General features: G+C 64.0%; 24 protein-coding genes and 1 riboswitch. Of the genes, 4 read left to right on the top strand and 20 right to left on the bottom strand.

The features are described from left to right. Positions 1–45: 45 nt before the first annotated feature. The 17 genes from OO258_RS15420 to OO258_RS15340 form a co-directional block, all read right to left on the bottom strand. Positions 46–450: a MarR family winged helix-turn-helix transcriptional regulator gene (locus tag OO258_RS15420; protein ID WP_110746117.1), complete on the bottom strand. Its 405-nt coding sequence runs from the start codon at positions 448–450 to the stop codon at positions 46–48. Positions 451–492: 42 nt separating this feature from the next. Continuing rightward, entirely contained in the window at positions 493–1,626 is a 1,134-nt protein-coding gene (locus OO258_RS15415; protein WP_266031533.1) for a glycoside hydrolase family 5 protein, read from the bottom strand. A 235-nt stretch (positions 1,627–1,861) separates the two neighbouring features. Then, positions 1,862–2,584, bottom strand: a complete 723-nt coding sequence (locus OO258_RS15410; RefSeq protein WP_266031365.1) for an adenosylcobinamide-GDP ribazoletransferase — start codon at positions 2,582–2,584, stop codon at positions 1,862–1,864. Position 2,585: 1 nt separating this feature from the next. Continuing rightward, positions 2,586–3,152: an alpha-ribazole phosphatase family protein gene (gene cobC / locus OO258_RS15405; RefSeq protein ID WP_266031363.1), complete on the bottom strand. Its 567-nt coding sequence runs from the start codon at positions 3,150–3,152 to the stop codon at positions 2,586–2,588. Then, complete coding sequence (cobT, locus tag OO258_RS15400; RefSeq protein ID WP_266031361.1) at positions 3,149–4,204, bottom strand: nicotinate-nucleotide--dimethylbenzimidazole phosphoribosyltransferase; 1,056 nt, start codon at positions 4,202–4,204, stop codon at positions 3,149–3,151. The genes cobC and cobT overlap by 4 nt, the downstream gene beginning before the upstream one ends. After that, positions 4,201–4,722 carry a bifunctional adenosylcobinamide kinase/adenosylcobinamide-phosphate guanylyltransferase gene (gene cobU / locus OO258_RS15395; protein ID WP_266031359.1) on the bottom strand — a complete coding sequence of 174 codons (522 nt, stop codon included), beginning with the start codon at positions 4,720–4,722 and terminating at the stop codon, positions 4,201–4,203. The genes cobT and cobU overlap by 4 nt, the downstream gene beginning before the upstream one ends. 1 nt (position 4,723) lies before the next feature. Then, the gene (locus OO258_RS15390) at positions 4,724–6,178 is read right to left on the bottom strand and encodes a cobyric acid synthase (RefSeq protein ID WP_266031357.1); all 1,455 of its coding nucleotides are present in this window, start codon (positions 6,176–6,178) and stop codon (positions 4,724–4,726) included. After that, positions 6,175–7,167, bottom strand: coding sequence for a threonine-phosphate decarboxylase CobD (gene cobD / locus OO258_RS15385; RefSeq protein WP_266031355.1), 993 nt, complete (start codon positions 7,165–7,167; stop codon positions 6,175–6,177). The genes OO258_RS15390 and cobD overlap by 4 nt, the downstream gene beginning before the upstream one ends. Continuing rightward, positions 7,160–8,068, bottom strand: a complete 909-nt coding sequence (gene cbiB, locus OO258_RS15380) for an adenosylcobinamide-phosphate synthase CbiB (RefSeq protein WP_266031353.1) — start codon at positions 8,066–8,068, stop codon at positions 7,160–7,162. Before cbiB ends, cobD begins: the two co-directional genes overlap by 8 nt. Then, positions 8,065–8,715: a 5,6-dimethylbenzimidazole synthase gene (gene bluB, locus OO258_RS15375; protein ID WP_266031352.1), complete on the bottom strand. Its 651-nt coding sequence runs from the start codon at positions 8,713–8,715 to the stop codon at positions 8,065–8,067. The genes cbiB and bluB overlap by 4 nt, the downstream gene beginning before the upstream one ends. Then, entirely contained in the window at positions 8,712–10,007 is a 1,296-nt protein-coding gene (locus tag OO258_RS15370; protein ID WP_266031350.1) for a cobyrinate a,c-diamide synthase, read from the bottom strand. The genes bluB and OO258_RS15370 overlap by 4 nt, the downstream gene beginning before the upstream one ends. Next, complete coding sequence (gene cobO / locus OO258_RS15365) at positions 10,004–10,615, bottom strand: cob(I)yrinic acid a,c-diamide adenosyltransferase (protein ID WP_110746106.1); 612 nt, start codon at positions 10,613–10,615, stop codon at positions 10,004–10,006. The genes OO258_RS15370 and cobO overlap by 4 nt, the downstream gene beginning before the upstream one ends. 119 nt (positions 10,616–10,734) lie before the next feature. After that, a riboswitch (cobalamin riboswitch) is annotated at positions 10,735–10,955 on the bottom strand. Positions 10,956–11,771: 816 nt separating this feature from the next. Beyond that, entirely contained in the window at positions 11,772–12,305 is a 534-nt protein-coding gene (locus OO258_RS15360) for a C40 family peptidase (protein ID WP_110746105.1), read from the bottom strand. A 139-nt stretch (positions 12,306–12,444) separates the two neighbouring features. Beyond that, positions 12,445–13,095, bottom strand: coding sequence for a C40 family peptidase (locus OO258_RS15355; RefSeq protein ID WP_266031348.1), 651 nt, complete (start codon positions 13,093–13,095; stop codon positions 12,445–12,447). Positions 13,096–13,222: 127 nt separating this feature from the next. Further along, complete coding sequence (gene hda, locus OO258_RS15350) at positions 13,223–13,930, bottom strand: DnaA regulatory inactivator Hda (RefSeq protein WP_003252443.1); 708 nt, start codon at positions 13,928–13,930, stop codon at positions 13,223–13,225. Between the two features lie 194 nt (positions 13,931–14,124). Then, entirely contained in the window at positions 14,125–15,198 is a 1,074-nt protein-coding gene (locus OO258_RS15345; protein ID WP_266031346.1) for an AI-2E family transporter, read from the bottom strand. Between the two features lie 12 nt (positions 15,199–15,210). Continuing rightward, positions 15,211–16,272 (bottom strand): DUF2066 domain-containing protein, encoded by a 1,062-nt coding sequence (locus OO258_RS15340; RefSeq protein WP_266031344.1) that lies wholly within the window; start codon positions 16,270–16,272, stop codon positions 15,211–15,213. Positions 16,273–16,590: 318 nt separating this feature from the next. Between OO258_RS15340 and purM the strand changes: the two genes are divergently transcribed. From purM to OO258_RS15320, 4 genes are all read left to right on the top strand, one after another. Further along, positions 16,591–17,649, top strand: a complete 1,059-nt coding sequence (gene purM, locus OO258_RS15335; RefSeq protein ID WP_110746101.1) for a phosphoribosylformylglycinamidine cyclo-ligase — start codon at positions 16,591–16,593, stop codon at positions 17,647–17,649. Then, the gene (purN, locus tag OO258_RS15330; RefSeq protein WP_266031341.1) at positions 17,649–18,302 is read left to right on the top strand and encodes a phosphoribosylglycinamide formyltransferase; all 654 of its coding nucleotides are present in this window, start codon (positions 17,649–17,651) and stop codon (positions 18,300–18,302) included. The genes purM and purN overlap by 1 nt, the downstream gene beginning before the upstream one ends. 8 nt (positions 18,303–18,310) lie before the next feature. Further along, entirely contained in the window at positions 18,311–19,021 is a 711-nt protein-coding gene (locus OO258_RS15325) for a DUF3108 domain-containing protein (protein ID WP_266031339.1), read from the top strand. 192 nt (positions 19,022–19,213) lie between these two features. Further along, complete coding sequence (locus tag OO258_RS15320) at positions 19,214–19,396, top strand: hypothetical protein (RefSeq protein WP_110746098.1); 183 nt, start codon at positions 19,214–19,216, stop codon at positions 19,394–19,396. 45 nt (positions 19,397–19,441) lie between these two features. Here OO258_RS15320 and OO258_RS15315 read toward each other — a convergent pair whose 3' ends face one another. The 3 genes from OO258_RS15315 to relA form a co-directional block, all read right to left on the bottom strand. Continuing rightward, entirely contained in the window at positions 19,442–19,981 is a 540-nt protein-coding gene (locus OO258_RS15315; RefSeq protein WP_110746097.1) for a DUF2058 domain-containing protein, read from the bottom strand. A gap of 26 nt (positions 19,982–20,007) precedes the next feature. Beyond that, positions 20,008–20,841: a nucleoside triphosphate pyrophosphohydrolase gene (gene mazG, locus OO258_RS15310; RefSeq protein ID WP_110746096.1), complete on the bottom strand. Its 834-nt coding sequence runs from the start codon at positions 20,839–20,841 to the stop codon at positions 20,008–20,010. A 62-nt stretch (positions 20,842–20,903) separates the two neighbouring features. Further along, complete coding sequence (gene relA, locus OO258_RS15305) at positions 20,904–23,144, bottom strand: GTP diphosphokinase (RefSeq protein WP_110746095.1); 2,241 nt, start codon at positions 23,142–23,144, stop codon at positions 20,904–20,906. Positions 23,145–23,184: the final 40 nt, after the last annotated feature.

Genomic DNA, 23,184 nt, shown 5'->3' with positions numbered 1-23,184 from the left:
TCACAAGGTTTTTGCGGGTATATACCCGCTCATAGTCGTATCGATTCAGGCCAGTTGGTCCAGCAAACGCACCAGTTCATCCCGCTGCCCTTCCCCCAGCCGCGCCACCAACTCGACCTGGGCCTTTTCCCAGGCGGGGTGGGCTGCCTGCAGCAACTGCACACCCGCATCGGTCAATAGCACCACGCGGTTGCGCTGGTCGTCGCCACCGGCCAGTGCCACCAGCCCCTCGGCCTCCAGCACCCGCAGGTTACGGCCCAAGGTGCTGCGCTCAAGGCCCATGGCCTCGGCGAGGGTGGTAATGCTGGGGCGGTCGAGCCTTTGCAGGTGCCGTAACAGGGAAAACTGCGCGACATTGACCCCGAAGCCGGCAAGGGCCTCGTCGTAATGCCGGCTCACCCCACGGGCGGCCCGACGCAAATGGGTACAGATGCATTCACTGGTCAGCATGGATACGTGTATATACCCGCGTCACCAGTGTTGCAATCAATTTCATGGTCTGGCTTCAAGCCAACCTGGGGCCAAGCGCTTGCGGATGGGCTCGAACTCCACCGTGGCCTTGCGCGGCAGCGGGTCCGGCGCCCCCTGGTCAATCGCCTGCCAATAGCGCCACGGCACCTTGGCCGACCCCAGTTCGTAGTCCATGCCATCCCAGCTGTCTTCGCGGAAGCTATAGAACGCCCAGTGCAACTGATCGCGCTCCATGACTCCGAGCACGTCCTCGAGATACTGCAGGCAACCCGGCAACCGGCGCATGCAGCCGAACTCGCCCACCACCAGGCGTGAACGCGGCACGTTCATGGCCTCTGCCCACGCCATTGGTTGCTGCAGGTACTGCTCCACGCGCTGCCTGTTCCACTGCTGGGTTTGCCCGGCAAACGGTGCGGGGCCGGGATAGGCGATGGGCTGTTTGCGCGCCATGTTGGGCGAGCTGGTCACATGATAAGGCTCGTACATGTGCACGCTGTACAGTACCCGCTGGTCTTCCAGGGCGCTCGGCCAGTATGCGAACGCATCTGCAGCCGCGAACCAGCCGGCATCGACCATGATCGGCGTGTCAGAGTCCTCCTCGCGAATGGCCGCTATCAGTTGCCGGTATAACGCCGGCAGATCACGCGCACCGCCCTGTTCTCGGGCATACCACTGCTGCATCTGCCCAGGGTCAGCATGCTCGGCCAAGTCGCTGTGCTTTTCTGGCGCAGGCTCATTGATCAGGTTGTAGGCGGCGATGGCTGGGTGGCCTTTCAGTTCACGCGCCATGTCCTGCCAGAAACCTGCAGCCTGTAACCAGAAGCGTTTGTCCTGCCACAGACGGTCATCGAACCGGCCCTGGTTGTTTTGCGACCAACGCATGCCGGGCAGCGAGAGCGGCGCGATGACCACCTTCAGCCCCGCCTGGTGCGCACGGTCGAGCGTGGCGCGCAGCGTCGCCAAATCGGCAGCGGGCAGGCCGACATAGGAATCAGCGTTGCCGAGGAGGAAATCACGGTCTGCCGGTTGCCATTTGTCGTAGGAAAGCCGCACCCAGGTGGCACCGTAGCCGCTCAAGGCATCGAAATAGGCTTGGTCGGGTGGCAATCGGTTGAAGCTGTTGCCGCCGTGGCGGGGGGCGTCCCAGAACGCCATGAGGTCAGCTGCAAACACAGCGGGACTCATGGCTATCAACAAGATCGTGAGCACGTAATGACGCATGGGCAGATCCTCCCCTTCGACCAAAACCGGGAGCATAAGCCAACTGAAAGATCTGCGCAGTTTCTGGGTTTTTCCAGACAGTTACCATCCGTTTCTGCTCAGAAACGTCTTACAGAAACCGCCTCACCTTCGACAGTTTGCGCCTGCAGATGCTGCGCAAGGCAACGGTTCAAATGCCCAATGCCAGCGCCAGCACTACGGTCAGTTCGAGCAGCTCCAGCATTGCGCCTGCGGTATCCCCGGTGGTCCCGCCCAAGCGCCGACACATCATCTGCCGCAACCAGGCGAACACCATCAGCGCCAGCAGCACGGCCCATCCGCCCAGGCACAGGCAGAACAGCGCAGTGCCCAGCAACACCCACCCGGCTGCACGTCGGGGCAGGTACTCGGCCAGCGCCTGGCCCAAGCCACCTGGCCGAACATAAGGCGTGCAGAGAAACAACCCCAGCATCGCCGCCCGCCCGATCAGTGGCGCCAGCAGCAACTGCACGCCAACTCCCTGCTCTACCAGTACCCACAGGGCGCAAAACTTCAGCAGCAGCACCACCACCAGGGTGACCACGGCAATGGGCCCACTGCGCGGATCCTTCATGATGCGCAAGGTGCGCTCACGGTCGCCAAAGCCGCCTAGCCAGGCATCGGCGCTGTCCGCCAGGCCATCCAGGTGCAAGGCACCACTGAGCAGCACCCACAGCGTCAGCAGCAACGCCGCATGCAGCGGCGCCGACGTGCCTTGCAGCAGATGGCTCGCCAGCCACAACAGCAGGCCGAACAGCAGCCCGACCAGCGGATAGCACAATAATGAGCGCCCGGTATCACGGGGCGCCGGCATGCCCGGCAGGCTCACCGGCAGGCTGCTGAGAAACTGCAAGGCTATCCAGAAAGGCAACATCTCAAACTTCCTCGACCCACTGCCCGCTGTCATCCGAAACCAGCCGCATCAACGCGCCATGCCCGACTTCGACCTGCAGCAAGTGCTCTCTCGGCAAACCACGAGCACGGGCCAGCAGCAGGCGCATCACTCCACCATGGGTGACCAGCAGCACGCGCTTGCCGGCATGTTGAAGGCGCAAACCCTCGACTGCCGCCAACACCCGCTCGGAGAACGCTTCGACCGGCTCACCATTGGGCGGCGTGAAGGCGTAGGGGTCAGCCCAGAAACGCCCGAGTGCATCCGCCTGGGTTTCCATGATCTGCGCAGCGCTGTGGCCTTCCCAATCGCCAAAATGCAGCTCCTGCAAACGCGGTTCGCGCTGCACCGGCACATCCAGGCGCGCACCCAGCTCATCGGCAAAACGCGCACAACGCTGCAGCGGCGAGCTGACCAGCACCTGCCACGGGCCGGCCTCGGCCACGGCACTGCGCATCTGCGCCCAGCCCTTTTCAGTCAAGGCATCGTCAAGGCTGCCGCGCAGGCCGCCCTGCTCGGTTTCACCGTGGCGCAGCAGATCGAGGATCATGCCGGACGGTCCGCCACCGCGGCCTCGGCAAAGGTCGCCATCTGCCCGTGCAGCGCACAGGCCAGGCGCAACAGTGGCACTGCCAAGGCAGCGCCACTGCCCTCGCCCAGGCGTAGGCCCAGGGCCAGCAACGGCTCAGCCTGCAGCGCAGCGAGCAAGGCCTTGTGCCCAGGCTCGGCCCCTTGATGGGCGAACAGCAACCAGGCCCGACACTGCGGGTTGAGACGTACCGCCACCAGCGCAGCGACGCTGCAGATGAAGCCGTCCACCAGCACCACGACGCCTGCCTGCGCGCAGCCCAGGTAGGCACCGGCCAGCGCGGCAATCTCGAAACCACCTACACAAGCCAACGCTTGCAGCGGCTCCTCGGCACGCAAGCCATGCAGTTGCAACGCCCGCTCGATGACCTCAGCCTTGTGCCGCACCCCGGCGTTGTCCAAGCCGGTGCCCGGCCCGCTCAGTTCTGCTGCCGGGCAGCCCAGCAGGACGCTGGCCAAGGCCGCGGCCGCCGTGGTGTTGCCAATGCCCATTTCGCCACCGATGAACAACTGCGCGCCCTGTTCGGCTGCACGCAGCGCGCTCTCGCGCCCGGCCTGCAAGGCGGCTTGCAGTTGGGCCTCGGTCATCGCCGGCTGGCGGGCAAAGTTGGCGGTGCCGGCGCCGAGGCGCAGATGGCGCACGCCGGGCAGTTCCAGCTGTGGGTCGATGGTGCCGAGATCGACCACGTCCAGGCTGGCCTGCAGTTGCCGCGCCAGCACGCTGATAGCGGCGCCGCCGCCGACGAAGTTGCGCAGCATCTGCCCAGTCACCGCCTGCGGGTAAGCCGAGATGCCCTCCTCGACCACGCCGTGGTCGCCGGCAAAAATGCCGATCGCGGCCTTATCGAGCGAGGGGCGTTCTTGCCCCTGCAAGCCAGCCAGCTGAATGGCCAGGCCTTCGAGCTGGCCCAGCGAGCCGGCAGGTTTGGTCAGCTGTTGCTGACGGGCGCGGGCCTTGTCCATGGCGGCGTTGTCCAGAGGTTGGCAGGCTTCGCGCCACCAGGCTTGAGTCATAGAGCAGGTCCTTTGAGTATCAGGGGCAGGCCGGCCACGGTCAGCACCACGCGCTGACAGCGCTCGGCCACGGCTTGGTGCAGCCAGCCGGCCAGGTCGACATAACGCCGGGTCAGCTCGCCCATGGGCACCACGCCCAGGCCGGTTTCGTTACTGACCAGAATGAGGCTGCCGGGCAACTGTTCCAGGCAAGCCAGCAAGGCATCACGCTCCTCGGCCAGGCGCTGTTCGTCTTCGAGCATCAACAGGTTGGTCAACCACAGGGTCAGGCAATCGACCAGCAAGCAGCGCCCTTCGTCCGCCTCGGCGCGCAGCACGGCAGCCAAGGCCAGAGGCTCTTCAATCAACCCCCAATCAGCAGGGCGACGCTGGCGGTGCAGCTGAACGCGTTCGTTCATTTCACCATCCAGCGGCTGACTGGTGGCAATGTAGGTCACGGGCAGCCCGCTGGCACTGGCCAGCTGTTCGGCCAGGCGGCTCTTGCCGGAACGCGCGCCGCCAAGGATCAGGTTAAGCATTTCAGGCCACCCCACACAGCTGGCGCAGGCGCGCGGTGTCCAGGTGCGTTTCCACCAGGTCGGCCAGGCGCTCGATGTCGCGCTCGCGCAGGGCCTCGTAATCAATCATCTGCACATCCTCCAGGCCAGCCCAGCGCAGCAACGCAGCGCACGACTGGCTACCTTCGAACAGACCATGCAGGTAGGTGGCAAGCACCTGCCCGTCGGCACTGATGGCGCCATCGCAGCGGCCATCTGCCAACTGCATGGCAGGCCGCTCCAGAGCCGGGCCGGTGGTGACTCCGGCATGGATCTCGTAACCGCTGACCGGCGAGGCTTCAAGGTTGAGCGTGCCCGCCACGTTGCGCAGCTGCTTCTCTGCTTCAAGCACCGTGGTGTAATCGAACAGGCCCAGCCCCGCGCTTGAGCCAGCAGCCCCCTCCAGCCCGAGCGGGTCATGCACCGCGCGGCCAAGCATCTGCAGGCCACCGCAAATACCGATCAGCTTGCCGCCATAGCGCAGATGCCGATCGATGGCCTTGTCCCAGCCGCGCTCGCGCAACTGCGCCAGATCGCCCCGCACACTTTTGGAGCCTGGCAGGATGATCAGGTCGGCAGCGGGGATCGGCTGGCCCGCGGCGATGAACTGCAGGTCTACCTGCGGGTGCAGGCGCAGTGGGTCGAAATCGGTGTGGTTACTGATACGCGGCAATACCGGCACGATCACCTTGAGCACGCGTTCGTGCTTCGCGCCCTGGCGCATGTCGATACCGTCTTCGGCCTCCAGGTGCAGGTCGGTGACGTAAGGCAGTACGCCCAGCACCGGTTTGCCGGTGCGCTGCTCCAGCCAATCCAGCCCCGGTTGCAACAGCGCGATGTCGCCACGGAAGCGGTTGATCACAAACCCTTTCACCCGAGCCTGCTCACTGGGCGAAAGCAGCTCCAGGGTGCCCACCAGATGGGCGAACACCCCACCACGGTTGATATCGGCGACCAGGATCACCGGGCAGTCCACTGCTTCGGCAAAGCCCATGTTGGCGATGTCGCCAGCACGCAGGTTGATCTCCGCCGGCGACCCTGCGCCTTCAACCATCACCACCGGCCAGGCGGCACTCAGGCGCTGGTGCGAGGCCAACACTGCCTGCATGGCGATCGCCTTGTAATCGTGGTAGGCCACTGCGTTCATGCTGGTAACGGCGCGGCCTTGGATGATCACCTGGGCGCCGGTATCGCTGTTGGGCTTGAGCAGCACCGGGTTCATGTCGGTATGCGGCGCCAATCGGCAGGCCTGGGCCTGTACCGCCTGGGCGCGGCCGATTTCACCGCCATCGGCGGTCACGGCACTGTTCAACGCCATGTTCTGCGGTTTGAACGGCACCACACCGATACCCTGGCGCAACAGCCAGCGGCACAGCGCGGTCACCAGCGTGCTCTTGCCGGCGTCGGAAGTGGTGCCTTGCACCATGAGGGTGGTCATGCCGTTTCCTTTTGATAGGCCGCCAAGGCCAGCGCCAGGCGCTGCTCATCCACTTCAGAGGCAGGCAGGCCCAGGCGCACCGCCGCAGGGTGTTCGAACAGGCGCACCAGGATGCCGCGGCGGGCGAGAAAGTCGTGCAATCGCGCAGCACGTTCGCTGCGCACGTACTGGAACAGGTCGCAGCCACCACTGGGCGCCAGGCCAGCACCGCTCAGCATCGCTGCGAGCCGGTGGCTGGCCGCGGCACAGCGTTCGATCTGCGTACGCTGCGCAGCCTGATCAGCCAGGCTGGCCTGTGCCAGCACCCGGGTCGGGCCATTCACCGTCCATGGCCCAAGCCATTCGGCCAGCCGCAGCAGCAGGCTGTGCTCGGCAGCGACGAAACCAAGGCGTACCCCGGCCAGGCCGAAGAACTTGCCGAACGAGCGCAGCACAATCAGGCCCGGGCGCTCGGCGCAGTCCATCACGCTGCCTGCCGGGGTGTTGTCCATGAAGGCTTCATCAACTACAAGCCAGCCACCCCGCGCGGCCAGACGAGCATGCCAGGCCAGCAGGCGATCACGCGGCACTCGGTGCCCGGTGGGGTTGTTGGGGTTGACCAGCACCAGCACGTCGAGGCTGTCGAGCGCCGCCTCAACCTGGCTTTCGCCCAGCTCCACCAGCTGATGCCCTGCGCGCTGCCAGGCATACGGATGCTCGGCATAACAGGGTGAAAGCACCCCGACCCGGCAGGCTGCGCGCATCAGCGGCAACGCCTGGATAGCCGCCTGCGAGCCGGCCACCGGCAGCAACTGGCTGGCGCCATAATAGGCACGCGCGCTGTCTTCCAGGCCGTCCTCGGTTTCCGGCAGGCGGGCCCAGGCATCGAGTGGAATTGCCGGAATCGGGAACGGCCAGGGCGCAATGCCGCTGGACAAGTCGAGCCACTGCTCGCGGGCAATTCCGTATTGGCGCACCGCGCGCAGCAGGCGACCACCGTGTTCAAGCATTGATATAAGCCCCCAGGCAGATCACCAGCAGCCACAGCCAGACGCCGCGCTGCACCAGGCCCCAACCGCGTTCGATGGCGTCGGCATCGGCCATCGGCCCTTCACCCAGGCGAGGCCGCTCGTGCAATTCGCCGTGGTAAACCGCCGGGCCGCCGAGCTCCACGCCCAGCGCCCCGGCGCCGGCAGCCATCACCGGCCCGGCGTTGGGGCTGTCCCACAGCGGGCCCTGCCTGCGCCAGCAGGCCAGGGCCAGGCGGGTCTTGCCGAGCAGCGCATAGGTGAGCGCCACCAGCCTTGCGGGAATATAGTTGAGGACGTCGTCGATGCGCGCCGCACACCAGCCAAAGCGCTCGAAGCGTTCGTTGCGGTAACCCCACATGGCATCCAGGGTATTGCTCAGGCGGTACAGCACCACGCCTGGTGCGCCAGCCACGACAAACCAGAACAGCGCAGCGAACACGGCATCACTGCCGTTCTCCAGCACCGACTCGGTGGCCGCCCGGGCCACCGCCGGCTCGTCCAGTTCGCGGGTTTCGCGGCTGACCAAAAAGCCGACCCGGCGCCGCGCTTCCTCCAGGTCACCCTGCCGCAAGGCGTTGGCTACCGGCAGCACATGCTCGCCCAGGCTGCGCAACCCCACCGCACAGTACAACGCCAGCACATCCACCAGCCAGCCGACATACGGCAGCCAGGACAGCACCAGCGCCACCAGGGTCAGCGGTAATACCGCCAGAACCCAGGCGCTCACGCCATGACTGCGCCAACCACGACCGCCAGCATTCAATCGGCGCTCGAGGTTGCTGGCCATCTTGCCGAAGGCCACCAGTGGATGGCGCCGCTGCGGTTCGCCCAGCAATGCATCCAGGGCCACCCCGGCCACGGTCAGCAAGGCCACGCTCATTGCTGCTCTCCCCATTGGTTCTCAAACAGCATTTCACTCAAAGGCCGTGCTTCGGCCCAGTTTTCCTGCACCAGCATCGGCACTGGGTAAAACTCGGTGACCGGGCCCAGGCACAGCACCGCGACCGGCTTGGCACCCGCAGGCATACCCAGCAGCGCCGCCAGTTCAAGCGGGTCGAACAGCGACACCCAGCCCATCCCCAGCCCTTCGCCACGGGCTGCCAGCCACAGGTTCTGGATGGCACAGGCCAGCGAGGCCAGGTCCATTTCCGGCAGGGTGCGGCGGCCGAAAATGTGCGGTTCGCGGTTGTCCATCAAGGCTGCCACCAGCAGTTCGGCACAGTCGTTGATGCCTTCCACCTTCAGCTTCATGAAGTCGTCGGAGCGTTCGCCCAATGCCGCGGCAGTGCGCACGCGCTCCGCCTCAACCAAGGCCTGGATCTGCCCACGCAGCTCGCGCCGGGTAATGCGGATGAAGCGCCAAGGCTGCATGAGCCCGACGCTGGGCGCCTGGTGCGCAGCGGCCAGCAGGCGACCGAGCAAGGCAGGCTCAACCTGGCCGCCAGCGAAGTGGCGCATGTCGCGGCGCTCGCCGATGACGCGGTAGATCGCGGCGCGTTCGGTGTCGCTGAAAGCGTGTTCGCTCATGGTCGCAACAGCGCCGCCGCCGCATCCGGGTTGGAAGGGAAGTAGAAGTGCACGTAGGAGGCCGTCAACCGCCCCAGACGGTACACCGCTTCGTTGCCGCGCCCGCCATTGGGGCTCAGGCCGCGGGCAATCGGCTCCAGCCCGGTGCTGGTCAGCGAATGGTGATAGGTGTGCCCGCGCAAGGTACCTTCCGGTAACTCCACCGCCTGCAGCGCCAGGGCCGCGAGGCGCTTCTGCATGGTCGCCTCGCCCGACAGCAGGCCAAGCAGTTCGGCGCGTTCGCCTGCCACATCGGTCAAGGCATCGAGCAGGTACAGCATGCCGCCGCATTCGGCCAACAACGGCTTACCCTGTGCGTGGTGGGTGCGGATCGCCTCGCACATCGATGCGTTCGCTGCCAGCGCCCGGTGATGCAGCTCCGGGTAGCCGCCCGGCAGGTACAGGCTATCGACCTCCGGCAACTCGCGGTCGTGCAACGGCGAGAAGAATTCCAGATGGGCGCCGAGGTTGCGCAGCAGGTCGAGGTTGGCGCCATAGGTGAAGGCGAACGCCTCGTCCCGCGCCACGCCGATTCGCACACCGGCCAGCGCGGCCACGCAGGCTTGAGGCTGCGGTGCGGCAAAGCTCACCGGCGGCGGCAAGGCGGCGTCACAACTGCCACCTAGCGCCTCGGCAGCAGCATCCAGGCGGGCATCCAGGTCATTCAGCTCACTGGCCTGGACCAGCCCCAGATGGCGGCTGGGCAGCTCGATGCCGCGCTCGCGGGACAAACCGCCATACCAGCGCAGGCCCTCGGTCAGGCTGCCCTCCAGCAATTGTGCGTGGCGCAGGCTGCCCACCCGGTTGGCCAGCACGCCGGCAAACGGTAAGTCGGCCTGGTAACGCGCCAGGCCCAGGGCCAATGCACCGAAGGTCTGGGCCATGGCTGTGCCATCTATCACCGCCAGCACCGGTACGCCAAAATGGCGCGCCAGGTCGGCACTGGACGGGGTGCCATCGAACAGCCCCATCACGCCTTCGATCAGGATCAGGTCGGCCTCCCCGGCGGCTTCCCACAATAGCCGGCGGCTTTCCTCCGCGCCGATCATCCACAGGTCCAACTGGTACACCGGCGCGCCGCTGGCCCTTTCCAGGATCATCGGGTCAAGGAAGTCTGGCCCGCACTTGAACACCCGCACCTTGCGCCCGAGATTTCGGTGCAGGCGGGCCAGTGCGGCAGTAACCGTTGTCTTGCCCTGGCCAGAAGCGGGTGCCGCGATCAACACGGCGGGGCAATGGCGCGCCTGGCTCACAGTTCGACGCCCTTCTGTGCGCGGATGCCGGCCTGGAAGGCATGCTTGAGCATGCCCATCTCGGTCACGGTGTCGGCCAGTTCGATCATCTCAGGCTTGGCTGCACGGCCAGTGACGATCACATGCTGCATCGGCGGGCGGGCCTGGATGTCGGACAACACCTGATCGAGGTCGAGGTAGCCATGCTTGAGCGCAATGTTCAGCTCGTCCAGCACCACAAACTGTACGTTCGGGTCCTGCAGCAGCTGGCGCGACACCGCCCAGGCCGCTTCGGCCGCAGCGATGTCGCGTTGACGGTCCTGGGTTTCCCAGGTAAAGCCTTCGCCCATCACGTGGTAGCGCACCTGCTCGGGGAAGCGCCGGAAAAACAGCTCTTCGCCGGTGCTGTTGCGGCCCTTGATGAACTGCACCACGCCGCACTGCATGCCATGGCCCAAAGCGCGCGCGAGCATGCCGAAAGCCGAGCTGCTCTTGCCCTTGCCATTGCCGGTTAGCACCAGCAGCAAGCCGCATTCGTTGGGGGAGTTGGCGATACGTTCGTCGATGACCGCCTTCTTGCGCTGCATACGCGCCAGGTGGCGTTCGTCGCGTTCGGTGGATTCGCTCATCAGGGTTCTCCGCTGGCTGGCACCGCGGCAACGCGCGACGACAGGTAATAGGCAGGCAGACGGAGAGCGCGCAGGGGCCATGGCAAGCGCCACGGTGCACCGCGCATCACCCTCCGTGATGCCGTTGGCAGATATCAGGCCGGTCTCCGGGCTTGTGAGCGGGCCTAGGCCCTGGCCTGCGCGCCTTCCCGGGTGTTGGCACCCAGTGGCCATGCGCGGCCGCGACTCACCTACCGTTGCGGGGGCAGCGCCGGAATCGCGCCACGCTGGCGCCCACCGGCTTCCCAGTTTCACCCTGCCCAGTCGAGGCTGGCAGGGCACCTGAAACACGCGCGAAGGTTAGAGGGTTGCACCCATAGCGTCAATCCAAGCGGCCCGTTTGCTGTCGAACAGGCGTTTTGCTTGACGGCGGGGGGCGGTATCACCGTCAGCATTCATTTTTTCAAAGGGAACCGGCGCTTTGGCTTTTGGGCTTTTGGGCTTTTGGGTTGTGGGCTTTCACATCACGCAGACATTCATTCGCGATAGTGGCGCCTACTCACCTTTCCGCCCTTACGGCGGGTCCCTTTTTGTCCTGGCAAAAAGGAACCAAAAACCGTCCGCTCCCATCATCCGGCCCCTACGCTACGCTCCGGGGTCCCCTCGCTACGGGCATGCTCCCGGGAGTACGCGCCGAAGGCCCCATCCATGGGGCCTCAGCGCTTGACGGGCATCCATGCCCGTCACCTCCCTCCGCATGCCCTTCGCTCGGCCTACTGAAGTCGCAATCTGTGTCGCCTGGGCTACCGCGCGCTTAGAAGCAAAAGCAACAGCTAGAGCCCCGCCGGCCCTGTGGCTTGCGATCGCTTGGCGCTTTTCGCTTTTCGCTTTTGATCTTGCTTCTAAGCGCGCGGTAGCTCAGGCAACGCAGATTGCGACTTCAGGAGGCCGGAGCGAGGGAACCCCGGAGCGCAGCGTAGGGGCCGGATGATGGGAGCGCAGCGTTTTTTGGTTACTTTTTGTCGCGTTGACAAAAAGTGACTCGCCGTAAGGGCGAAAAGGTGAGTCAGAGTCGCCATCGCAAATGGACTATGCGCGCCATTAAAACCAGCACTTTCCCGATTCAAGCTTCAAGGCGTGGTGAGCCAGCCTGTCAACCGAACCTGCCGCCCGCCCCTCAGGGGTTCTGAGCCAGGTGCCCTTGCGGGATCACCCGCTTGGCCTGCAGGTAAGCCTTGGCCCAGTAGCTGTTCGACAGGTAGTCCAGGCGCACCGTGCCACCCGTAGAAGGTGCATGCACGAAGCGCCCCTCGCCGACGTAGATGCCGGCATGGCTGACCTGCGAGCCGCCGCTGGTGGCGAAGAACACCAAATCACCCGACTGCAACGACTTGGCATCCACCGTGGGTGCACGCATCACGATCATTTCCCGCGTCGAACGCGGCAAGCTGATGCCGGCAGCATCTCGGTAGACGTACTTGATCAGCCCGCTGCAGTCAAAGCCAGAGTCCGGCGTGTTGCCACCCCAGCGATAAGGCGTGCCAACCAGACCGATGGCGCGAATCAACACGTCGTCTGCAATCGGCGAAGGGCTGGGCTGGCTGTAGGTCACCTGCGGCTGTACCACAGGGGCCGGCGCAGGCGCACGGCTGGAGCAGGCAGCCAGCAAGGCTGCCAAGGAGAGAAATGCGAAGCGCGCCATCTTTATCATGGCCAGAACATCCTGTCTGAGACCGCTGCGCAGCAGCCGAAAAGAGTTGAGAATTTAGATTAGACGCTTTCTGTAAATGCGCACGGCGGCGAGCTTTTTTCAAAGCATCGCCGCCGCGGCAGGATATATCATTTGGCCATCAGTTGCGCGCGATATTCGTCGGCGCCATGGCCAGGGCACGCTTGGCCTCAATGAAGGTCTTGCTCCAGTAGCGATCACCGAGGCTGTCGATGCGCACGCCACCGCTACGGCGGCTGCTGGAGTGGATGAATTGGTTATCACCCAGGTAGATGCCGGCATGGCTGACGCGACCGCGGCCATTGGTGCTGAAGAACAGCAGGTCACCTGGCTTGAGCTTGTTGCGCGCCACTTTAGGGGCATCGACGTTGATCATTTCACGCGTGGAGCGTGGCAGGGTCATACCTGCCTCCTCGCGGAACAGGTAGCCGATGAAGCCACTGCAGTCGAAGCCAGACTTTTCCGAGGTACCACCAAAGCGGTAGCGGGTGCCGATCAACGACATGCCGCGCTCGAGAATGCTGTCAGCCAGGACTGGCAGCTGGTAAGGCTTGCTGCTGGAGAAGGACGCCAGGTCATCTTCGGTGGCCAGTTCTTCCGGCTCGCCGAACACCGACGAGGGCGAGGCTTTGGCCTTGATTGCCGACTGTGCGGCGATCGGGGTGTGATCCTGAGGCTGTGGCTCTGAATGAGACGCCGGGCCTTGAGCCGCGCAGCCAAAAAGCAGGGTCACGAGTGCGAGTGGCACGAGGGGTGCGAAGCGCTTCAGCATGGGCACGACCGTGTCTGTAATCCTTTAGAAGGGTGAAACTATGCCCTCTATCATGGCCATTTGCAAATTTTATCGAAAAAGATGTGACTTTTTCGTTTTGCCGCTCTGGCCCAGCGTTTTCAGGGGGTTACCAGCCGAGGGTTTCCTTGAGGAAAGGAATGGTGAGCTTGCGTTGTGCCTGCAGCGAAGCCTGATCGAGGCGCTCCAGCAGGTCGAACAATGCGCTCATGCTGCGCGCGCCACGGGTAAGGATGAAATGGCCGACTTCGTCGGTGAGGTGCAGGCCACGGCGGGAAGCGCGCAGCTGCAAGGCACGCAGCTTGTCTTCGTCAGACAGACCACGCATCTGGAAAACCAACGCCAGGGTCAGGCGCGACTTCAGGTCCGGCAGCTTGATCGGCAGTTCGCGCGGCGATGCCGAGGCAGCCAGCAGCAGGCGCCGGCCGCTGTCACGCAGGCGGTTGAACAGGTGGAACATAGCCTCTTCCCAGTCGGCCTTGCCGGCGATCACATGCAGGTCGTCGATGCATACCAGTTCGTACTGGGCGAGGTAGTCAAGCAACTCTACGCCGCGGTCGAGCAACTGTGCCAGGGGAAGGTAGACAGCGGGTTCGCCGCGCTGCTGGAAGCGGTGGGTGGCAGCCTGCAGCAGGTGGCTACGGCCAACACCCTGCTTGCCCCACAGGTAGATAAGGCTCTCGGTCCAGCCGGCGTCGGCTTCGCATAGCCGCTCGACGTAGCCCAATGCCGCAGCATTGGCGCCCGGATAGTAGTTGATGAAGGTGGCGTCATCGCGCAGGCGCACACCCAGGGGCAACTGGATCGGTGGTTTCATGCTCGCGGGCGGTCGACAGGACCGCAGGGGGCCTTTGCTGAACAATGTGCAAAGTCTATACCTGCAACGCGGGGCGCACAATCACGGCAATGGATAGCACAAGTAAAATCAACAAGTTGCGCCAATGCGAGGCTGATGGTGTATGTCATTCGATCTCACAGGCGCCCCAAATCCAAGGATGAACGTGCCGGCCATCACAACTCCGGGTCAATGTCTCCGGCGTACATGTCCGATTCCTTGTACAGATCATGCACATGCCGCAACAGCACCATGATCACCGCCGCCACCGGCAGCGCCAGCAGCACCCCGGTAAAGCCGAACAGCTCACCGCCGGCAAGAATCGCAAAGATCACCGCCACCGGGTGCAGGCCGATGCGGTCGCCGACCAGCAGCGGCGTCAGCACCATGCCTTCCAGCGCCTGGCCGACCATGAACACGGCGACAATGCCCAGCATCGGGTAGAGGTCGCCGCCGAACTGGAACAGGCCGGCCACCAGCGCGGCTCCGATACCAATGATGAAGCCCATGTACGGCACAATGGCCGCCAGGCCGGCGAGCATGCCGATCAACAGCCCCAGCTCCAGCCCAACCAGCATCAGCCCGGCCGAATAGATGATGCCCAAGGCCACCATCACCATCAGCTGCCCCCGCACGAACGCACCCAGTACCTCATGGCATTCACCTGCCAGGCCCACTACCTGTGGCTCATGCTGGCGCGGCAGCAGGCCGCGCAGCTTGGCCATCATCACGTCCCAGTCCCGCAGCAGGTAAAACCCTACAACCGGAATCAGCACCATGTTGGCCAGCCAGGCAATCAGCGCCAGGCTCGAGGCCGTGGCCTGGGACAACACCACGCCGACAATGTCGGTGGTCTGGCCCATGTGTTCGCTGATGGCGGCCTTGATCTTGTCGAACTTCCAGAACCCGTCTGCCAGCCCCAACCGATGCTGCACCCACGGCAGCGCCACATGCTGCAGCCAGTCAAGCATCTGCGGTGCCAGCTCATAAAGCCGCACCAGCTGCTTGGCCAACATTGGAACCAGGACCAGCAACAGGGCCATGAGCAGCAGGGTAAAGAGGCCGAACACCACGACCACACCCCAGGTCCGCGACAACCCCCGACGCTCCAGCCAGTCAACCAGCGGGTCGGCCAGGTAGGCCAGGAGAATGCCGATCAAGAAAGGGGTAAGGATGTTGTGCAAACCATACAAAAGCACGGCAACCAGCAGCGCGGCACCCAGCCAGATCCAGCGGCGCATGTCAGACAATGTCAGTACTCCTTACCAACGAAAACGCAGGCCGTCGAACGGCTTGGGGACGGGCTGCTGCGGGGCGGTCGGCTCCTGGCCGGCAGCCGCCGGTGGCGTGGCTGGTGCTACTGGCGCCTGCTCTACCGGCACTTCCTGCAGCTTGGCCAGGCCCAGTTGAGCCCGTAGCTGCTCACGGTTGCCAGTCACCCCGTAGGTCAAGGTAGTGCCTTCGGCGAGTTGCAGGCGGGGGCCATAAGGCTCCAGTACGCGGGCCAGTTCGGCGTAGCGCTGCAGGTTCATACCCTGTACTTGCAGCTGCAACTGGCTGCTGGCGCCTGGTCGGGTGACGTAGCGCGGCGCCAGGCGGGTGCTTACCGCCAGCATTACCGCATCGGCCAGCGCAGCCTGGTCGGCGCCCTCGGCACTGCCTTGCTCACGCTGGTCACCCAGCCACAGCTGCCACTTGCCTTGCCACTTGCCATCGGCCTCCTGGGCATGTACCGCCAGCAAGGCATCGGCGCCATAGCGCTCGGCAGCCTGGCGCAGCGGCGCCGGGTCGCTTGCTTCGAGCTGCTTGGCATTGGCCACCAATTGTTCCTGAAGGTCGGCCAGCGGCAGGCGCAGCGGTAGCCCGCGGTGCTGAGCGGCGCGGCGCAAGGGCTGGGCACTGGCCTGGCCGTCACCGACCAGATTACTGCCTTCGGCGCTGTCGTACAGCCACCAGCCAAGGATCGACGGCCGGTTGCTGCCCCACAAGGCCAGGCCTGCCTTGCGCAGGGCCCGTTCGGTGCTGCCGGGGTCGAACTCGACCAGTACGGATTCAGGCGGGCCGGCTTCGCTGCCGACCTGATTGATGACTTGCTGCGGGTCTTTGCGCAGCTCGGCCAGCGCCGGGTTCTGCGCAGCCTTGGGGTCGCCGGTGAGGCGCAACACCAACGTGTCGAGCGCCTTGGCGGTCGCTGCAGTACGGGCTTCGGCGCCCTGCCCGCTGACGGGTTCGCGTACCTGATAAAGGCCCGAAACATTTTCAGCCATGACAGAGGCCGACATAAGGGCCAGGCAACCGGCTGCCACAATATTGAACAAACGCATGGAAGGTTCCTGTCCATTTACCGCAATGCCTATACCTTATACACGGGGGCGCAAGGTAACCAGTCGCGACGGGTGAAAGATTGGTTGCGGGAGATATGCGTGGGGTCTGACAGATGCCCGCGCCGAGAGGTTCAGCGCCCAACTATTTACCCATTTTCATGCCCTGCCCGTCGGCCTGAGGATGGCCGCTGCCCGGCAACCCTGATAAAATCGCGCGCCTTCACAGACCACTGACGTTTCAGGCAGCCGCTGCTTACCCGCCGGCCTTGGCCGTCATGGTCGTTTTTAAGAATCCCTCCCTCCTAAAGGCCTGGATCAATGAGCAAGCAACCCTCCCTGAGCTACAAGGACGCCGGTGTAGACATCGACGCCGGCGAAGCACTGGTCGAACGCATCAAGGGCGTGGCAAAACGCACCGCACGCCCTGAAGTCATGGGTGGCCTGGGCGGCTTCGGCGCCCTCTGCGAGATCCCGGCCGGCTACAAGCAGCCGGTGCTGGTCTCCGGCACCGACGGCGTCGGCACCAAGCTGCGCCTGGCACTGAACCTGAACAAGCACGACAGCATCGGCCAGGACCTGGTCGCCATGTGCGTCAATGACCTGGTCGTCTGCGGTGCCGAGCCGCTGTTCTTCCTCGACTACTACGCCACCGGCAAGCTCAATGTCGACGTGGCCGCCACTGTGGTCACTGGCATCGGCGCCGGTTGCGAACTGGCCGGCTGCTCGCTGGTCGGTGGTGAAACCGCCGAAATGCCTGGCATGTATGAAGGCGAAGACTACGACCTGGCCGGTTTCTGCGTCGGCGTGGTGGAAAAGGCCGAAATCATCGACGGCTCCAAGGTTGCCACCGGTGACGCGCTGATCGCCCTGCCGTCCTCGGGCCCGCACTCCAACGGCTACTCGCTGATCCGCAAGATCCTCGAAGTGTCCGGCACCGACATCGAGAACACGCAACTGGACGGCAAGCCGCTGACCGACCTGCTGATGGCGCCGACCCGCATCTACGTCAAGCCACTGCTGCAACTGATCAAGAACACCGGCGCCGTCAAGGCCATGGCCCACATCACCGGTGGCGGCCTGCTGGACAACATCCCGCGCGTCCTGCCGAAAAACGCTCAGGCCGTGGTTGACGTGGCCAGCTGGCAGCGCCCGGCGGTGTTCGATTTCCTGCAGGAAAAAGGCAACGTCGACGAGCACGAAATGCACCGTGTACTGAACTGCGGCGTGGGCATGGTCATCTGCGTGGCCCAGGACCAGGTCGAAGCCGCCCTGAACGAACTGCGCGCCGCTGGCGAGCAACCATGGGTGATCGGCCACATCGCCGAAGCCGCCGAAGGCGCTGCCCAGGTCGAGCTGCACAACCTCAAGGCACACTGATGCCGAGCAAGACCTGCAATGTAGTGGTACTGCTGTCGGGTTCCGGCAGCAACCTGCAAGCGCTGATCGACAGCAGCAAGGCCGCAGACAGCCCGGTGCGCATCCGTGCGGTGGTTTCCAACCGCGCCGATGCCTTCGGCCTGCAGCGCGCCGCAGCGGCCGGCATCGACAGCGCCGTGCTCGACCACACCCAGTTCGACGGCCGTGAAGCCTTCGATGCCGCGCTGATGGCGCGGATCGACGGCTTTGCCCCGGACCTGGTGGTGCTGGCCGGCTTCATGCGTATCCTCAGTGGCGACTTCGTGCGCCACTATCAGGGGCGCCTGCTCAACATTCACCCGTCGCTGCTGCCCAGATACAAAGGCTTGCATACCCACCGCCGAGCGCTGGAAGCGGGCGATGCCGAGCATGGCTGCAGCGTACACTTCGTGACTGAGGAACTCGATGGCGGCCCATTGGTCGTACAGGCTGTGGTACCGGTGGCGCCTGACGACACCGTCGAAAGCCTGGCCCAGCGGGTACACCAACAGGAACACCTGATCTACCCACTGGCGGTGCGCTGGTTCGCAGAAGGTCGCTTGCGCCTTGGCGAACAAGGTGCATTACTGGATGGCCAGCCGCTGCCGGCCAGCGGTCACTTGATTCGATCCTAGGAGAATTTATGCGTCGCGCCCTGCTCTTGGCTCTCGCCGTGCTCGCCCTGCCCCTCCAGGCAGCTGATCTGAAGCCTTTCTCGGCCAGCTACACCGCCGACTGGAAGCAACTGCCCATGAGCGGCACCGCCGAGCGCAGCCTGGTCAAGAATGCCAACGGCACTTGGGACCTTAACTTCAAGGCCTCCATGATGATCGCCAGCCTGACCGAGCAAAGCACGCTGCGCCTGGATAACGACACCCTGCTGCCGCAGAAGTACCACTTCGAGCGCGGCGGCCTGGGCAAGGCCAAGAAGGTTGACCTGAACTTCGACTGGAACGCCAAGAAAGTCACCGGCAGCGACCGTGGCGACGCTATCACCCTGCCGCTGAACCGTGGTGTGCTGGACAAGTCCTCCTACCAGTTGGCCCTGCAGCATGACGTGGCCGCCGGCAAGAAGAGCATGACCTACCAGGTGGTCGACGGTGACGAGATCGACACCTACGACTTCCGCGTACTGGGTACCGAAAAGGTCACCACCAAGACCGGCCAGGTCGATGCAGTGAAGGTCGAGCGCGTGCGCGACCCAAGCCAGAGCAAGCGCATCACCGAACTGTGGTTCGCCAAGAACTGGGACTACTTGCTGGTGCAACTGCGCCAGGTAGAGACCGATGGCAAGGAGTACGTGATCGTGCTGCAGGATGGCACGGTCGATGGCAAGCCGGTGAAGGGTAACTGACCCCGCGCTGCCAGCAGCACCCGAAGCCCCGCCCAGTGCGGGGCTTTTTTGTGCCCGCCTTGCGCAACCTCCTGCAGGAGCGGTTCATGAAACTTGTTTCATGGCTGTTTTATTTACTTAGGCAGCTAACAAACTCTATAAAGAGGGTGTGCGACACACTGTCGCAGCCAACTGAAGAAGTGGAGTTTACCGATGACTGTCCAAGTAACCGAACGCGACGAATCGAAAATGTCCCACGAAGGCCAGGCCGCCGGCCTGCGGATCTGGGATGTGCACCAGCAAGGCCAACTGGTCGGCATGTTCCATAATGAACACGAAGCCCACCAGTACCGTGCAGAGCTGGAAAACCTGGAAAACCAGCGCACCACGCAATGATCAGTCTTCCAATGAAAAACCCCGCCAAGGCGGGGTTTTTCGTGTTTACCACATCAGATCATCAGGGATCTTGTAGGCCGCGTACGGATCGTCCTCATCCGCTTCCTCGACATGGGTGTTGAGCAGCAGGATACGATTGGGATCACGCTCCTGGATCTTCACCGCCGCCTCACGAGGGATGACCTCATAGCCGCCGGCATGGGCCACGACCGCCAGTGCACCGTTACTCAACTTGGTCCGCATCAGGGCGTTGACGGCAATCCGCTTGACCTTCTTGTCGTCGACGAAGTTGTAGTAATCCTCGGTGTTCAGCTTGGGCAGGCGGGTGGCTTCGATCAACTGTTTGATCTGCGCGGCACGGGCCTTCTGCTCGGCCTTTTCCTGCTGCTGACGGTTCAGCTCCTGGTCGCGCTTGACCTTTTCGGCCATGGCTTCCTTGGCAATGCGCTGCTGGCTGTCGTCGACTTCGACCTGGCCTTTGTGCTCCATGCGCTTTTGTTTCTTTTCAGCTTTGTTGGTCTGCGAGACCTGTTTCTGGTTGACCAGACCGGCTTTGAGCAATTGGTCGCGAAGGGAAAGGCTCATGAATGTTCACTCACTTATGCAACAGCTCAGCCGCAGCTGGGCAGGTTCTTTTCCTGACGCTTGGCTTCACCCCAAAGGGCGTCCAGCTCGTCAAGGTTACAATCTTCAATGGGACGACCGCTGTCGCGCAATGCCTGCTCGATGAACCGGAAACGTCGTTCGAACTTGCGGTTGGCGCGGCGCAGCGCATGCTCTGGGTCCTGCTTGAGGTGGCGGGCCAGGTTGACCGCGGCAAACAGCAAGTCGCCGACTTCATCTTCCAGCGCATCGGCATCGCCGTCGGCCATGGCCTGCAGCACTTCATCCAGCTCTTCGCGGACCTTGTCCAGCACCGGCAACGCCGCCGGCCAGTCGAAACCGACCGTGGCCGCACGTTTTTGCAGTTTGGCTGCCCGCGACAGCGCCGGCAAGGTTGCCGGCACGTCATCAAGCAGCGACAGCTGTTCGGGCTGGCTCTTCTCCGCGCGCTCTTCGGCTTTGATTTCTTCCCAGCGCGACTTGACCTGGGCTTCACTCAGGCTGGGCGTGTCCACCGGCGCGTACAGCTCGCCCGTGGGGAAAACGTGCGGGTGGCGGCGGATGAGCTTGCGGGTGATGCTGTCGACCACGCCATCGAACTCGAAACGCCCTTCTTCGCGGGCCAGCTGGCTGTAGTAGACCACCTGGAACAGCAAGTCGCCCAGCTCGCCTTGCAAGTGCTCGAAGTCGCCGCGCTCAATGGTGTCAGCGACCTCGTAGGCCTCTTCGATGGTGTGCGGGACAATGCTGGCGTAGTTCTGCTTCAAGTCCCACGGGCAGCCGTACTGCGGGTCACGCAGGCGGGCCATGAGGTGCAGCAGGTCTTCGAGGGTGTAGGTCATTCAATCAAGTCCTTCGGTGGAGCCTGCTCCGCGGGTGAACCCGCGAAGCAGGCGCCGCGGTCTCAAGGGGTACGATTACGCCGCGTCTCGATGATGTTCGGCAACTGCGAGATACGCCCCAGCAGGCGCCCCAGCGCGTCCAGGCCTGGAATCTCGATGGTCAGCGACATCAGCGCGGTGTTGTCTTCCTTGTTCGAGCGGGTATTCACCGCCAGCACGTTGATCTTCTCGTTCAGCAACACTTGCGACACGTCGCGCAGCAGCCCCGGGCGATCGTAGGCGCGGATGACGATGTCGACCGGGTAGGTCTGCACCGGGATCGGCCCCCAGCTCACCTGGATCATCCGCTCCGGCTCCTTGCCCGCCAGCTGCAGCACCGAGGCACAGTCCTGGCGGTGGATGCTCACGCCACGACCCTGGGTGATGTAACCGACAATCGCATCGCCCGGCAGCGGCTGGCAGCAGCCGGCCATCTGCGTCAGCAGGTTGCCGACACCCTGGATCTGGATGTCGCCACGCTTGCCGGTACGCGGGCCGCTAGGCTTGCGCGGCACCAGCTCGATCTGCTCGATGCGCTCGGGCTCCAGCAACTGCTGAGCGGCGTTGACCAGATGCGCCAGGCGCAGGTCGCCAGCACCGAGCGAGGCGAACATGTCCTCGGCGGTTTTTACGTTGGTCTTTTCGGCCAGGCGCTCGAAGTCCACCTGTGGCAAGCCCAGGCGGCTGAGCTCGCGCTCGAGCAAGGTCTTGCCGGCGGCGACGTTCTGGTCGCGCGCCTGCAGCTTGAACCAGTGGACGATCTTGGCCCGCGCCCGCGAGGTGGTGACGTAACCCAGGTTGGAGTTCAACCAGTCACGGCTGGGGTTGCCGTGCTTGCTGGTAATGATCTCGACCTGCTCGCCGGTCTGCAGGCTGTAGTTCAGCGGCACGATACGGCCGTTGATCTTCGCACCGCGGCAGTTATGGCCGATTTCGGTGTGCACGCGGTAGGCGAAGTCCAGCGGCGTGGCGCCCTTGGGCAAGTCGATGGCATGACCGTCCGGGGTGAACACATAGACCCGGTCCGGCTCGATATCGACCCGCAGCTGCTCGGCCAGGCCACCAATGTCGCCCAACTCTTCGTGCCACTCCAGCACCTGGCGCAGCCAGGAGATCTTTTCTTCATAGTGGTTGGAGCTGGGCTTGACGTCGGTGCCCTTGTAGCGCCAGTGCGCACACACGCCAAGCTCGGCTTCCTCGTGCATGCCGTGGGTGCGGATCTGCACTTCCAGCACCTTGCCCTCGGGGCCGATCACAGCAGTGTGCAGCGAGCGGTAGCCGTTCTCCTTGGGGTTGGCGATGTAGTCGTCGAACTCCTTGGGGATGTGCCGCCACAGGGTGTGGACGATACCCAACGCGGTGTAGCAGTCGCGGATTTCCGGCACCAGTACGCGCACTGCGCGCACATCGTAGATCTGGCTGAACTCCAGGCCTTTGCGCTGCATCTTGCGCCAGATCGAATAGATGTGTTTTGCCCGGCCGCTGATGTCGGCCTTCACGCCGGTAGCCAGCAGCTCGTTCTGCAACTGGTTCATCACGTCGCTGATGAAGCGCTCGCGGTCCAGCCGGCGCTCGTGCAGCAGTTTGGCGATCTGCTTGTACTGGTCGGGCTCCAGGTAGCGGAAAGACAGGTCTTCCAGCTCCCACTTGATGTGGCCGATACCCAGGCGATGCGCCAGCGGCGCATAGATGTCGAACACCTCGCGCGCGACACGCAGGCGTTTTTCGTCGTCGGCAGACTTGACCGCACGGATCGCGCAGGTACGTTCGGCCAGCTTGATCAGCGCCACGCGCACGTCGTCGACCATGGCCACGAGCATCTTGCGCAGGTTCTCGACCTGCGCCTGCGAGCCCAACACCAGCGACTGCCGGGGGCTGAGGCTGGCACTGATGGCGGCCATGCGCAGCACGCCGTCGATCAGCTTGGACACCACCGGACCAAAGCGCTGGCTGACTTCGGCCAGGGTCACCTTGCCCTCGCGCACCGAGCGATAGATGACCGCCGCCACCAGCGAGTCCTGGTCGAGCTTGAGGTCGGCGAGAATTTCGGCGATCTCCAGCCCGGCCTGGAAACTGGACGTACCGTCCGCCCAGGAATGCTTGGCCGGGTTGCCCTTTTTCTCTACTTCATGGGCAAACTCGCAGGCCTCTTTCAGCGCTGCGCGATCCAGTGCCGAATCGACGCTTACCACATGGTCCAGCCATGCATCGAGATTGATACTGCCGTCGGTATTGACCGGCTGGTGCACTCTCACCTGTACCATCTTTGTTTTACCTTTCCATACAGCGCACCACGCGGGTGCA

Origin of the sequence: Pseudomonas sp. DCB_BI (assembly GCF_026240995.1) — a bacterium.
GTDB lineage: Bacteria > Pseudomonadota > Gammaproteobacteria > Pseudomonadales > Pseudomonadaceae > Aquipseudomonas.
This window is presented reverse-complemented; position numbering and strand designations above follow the sequence as displayed.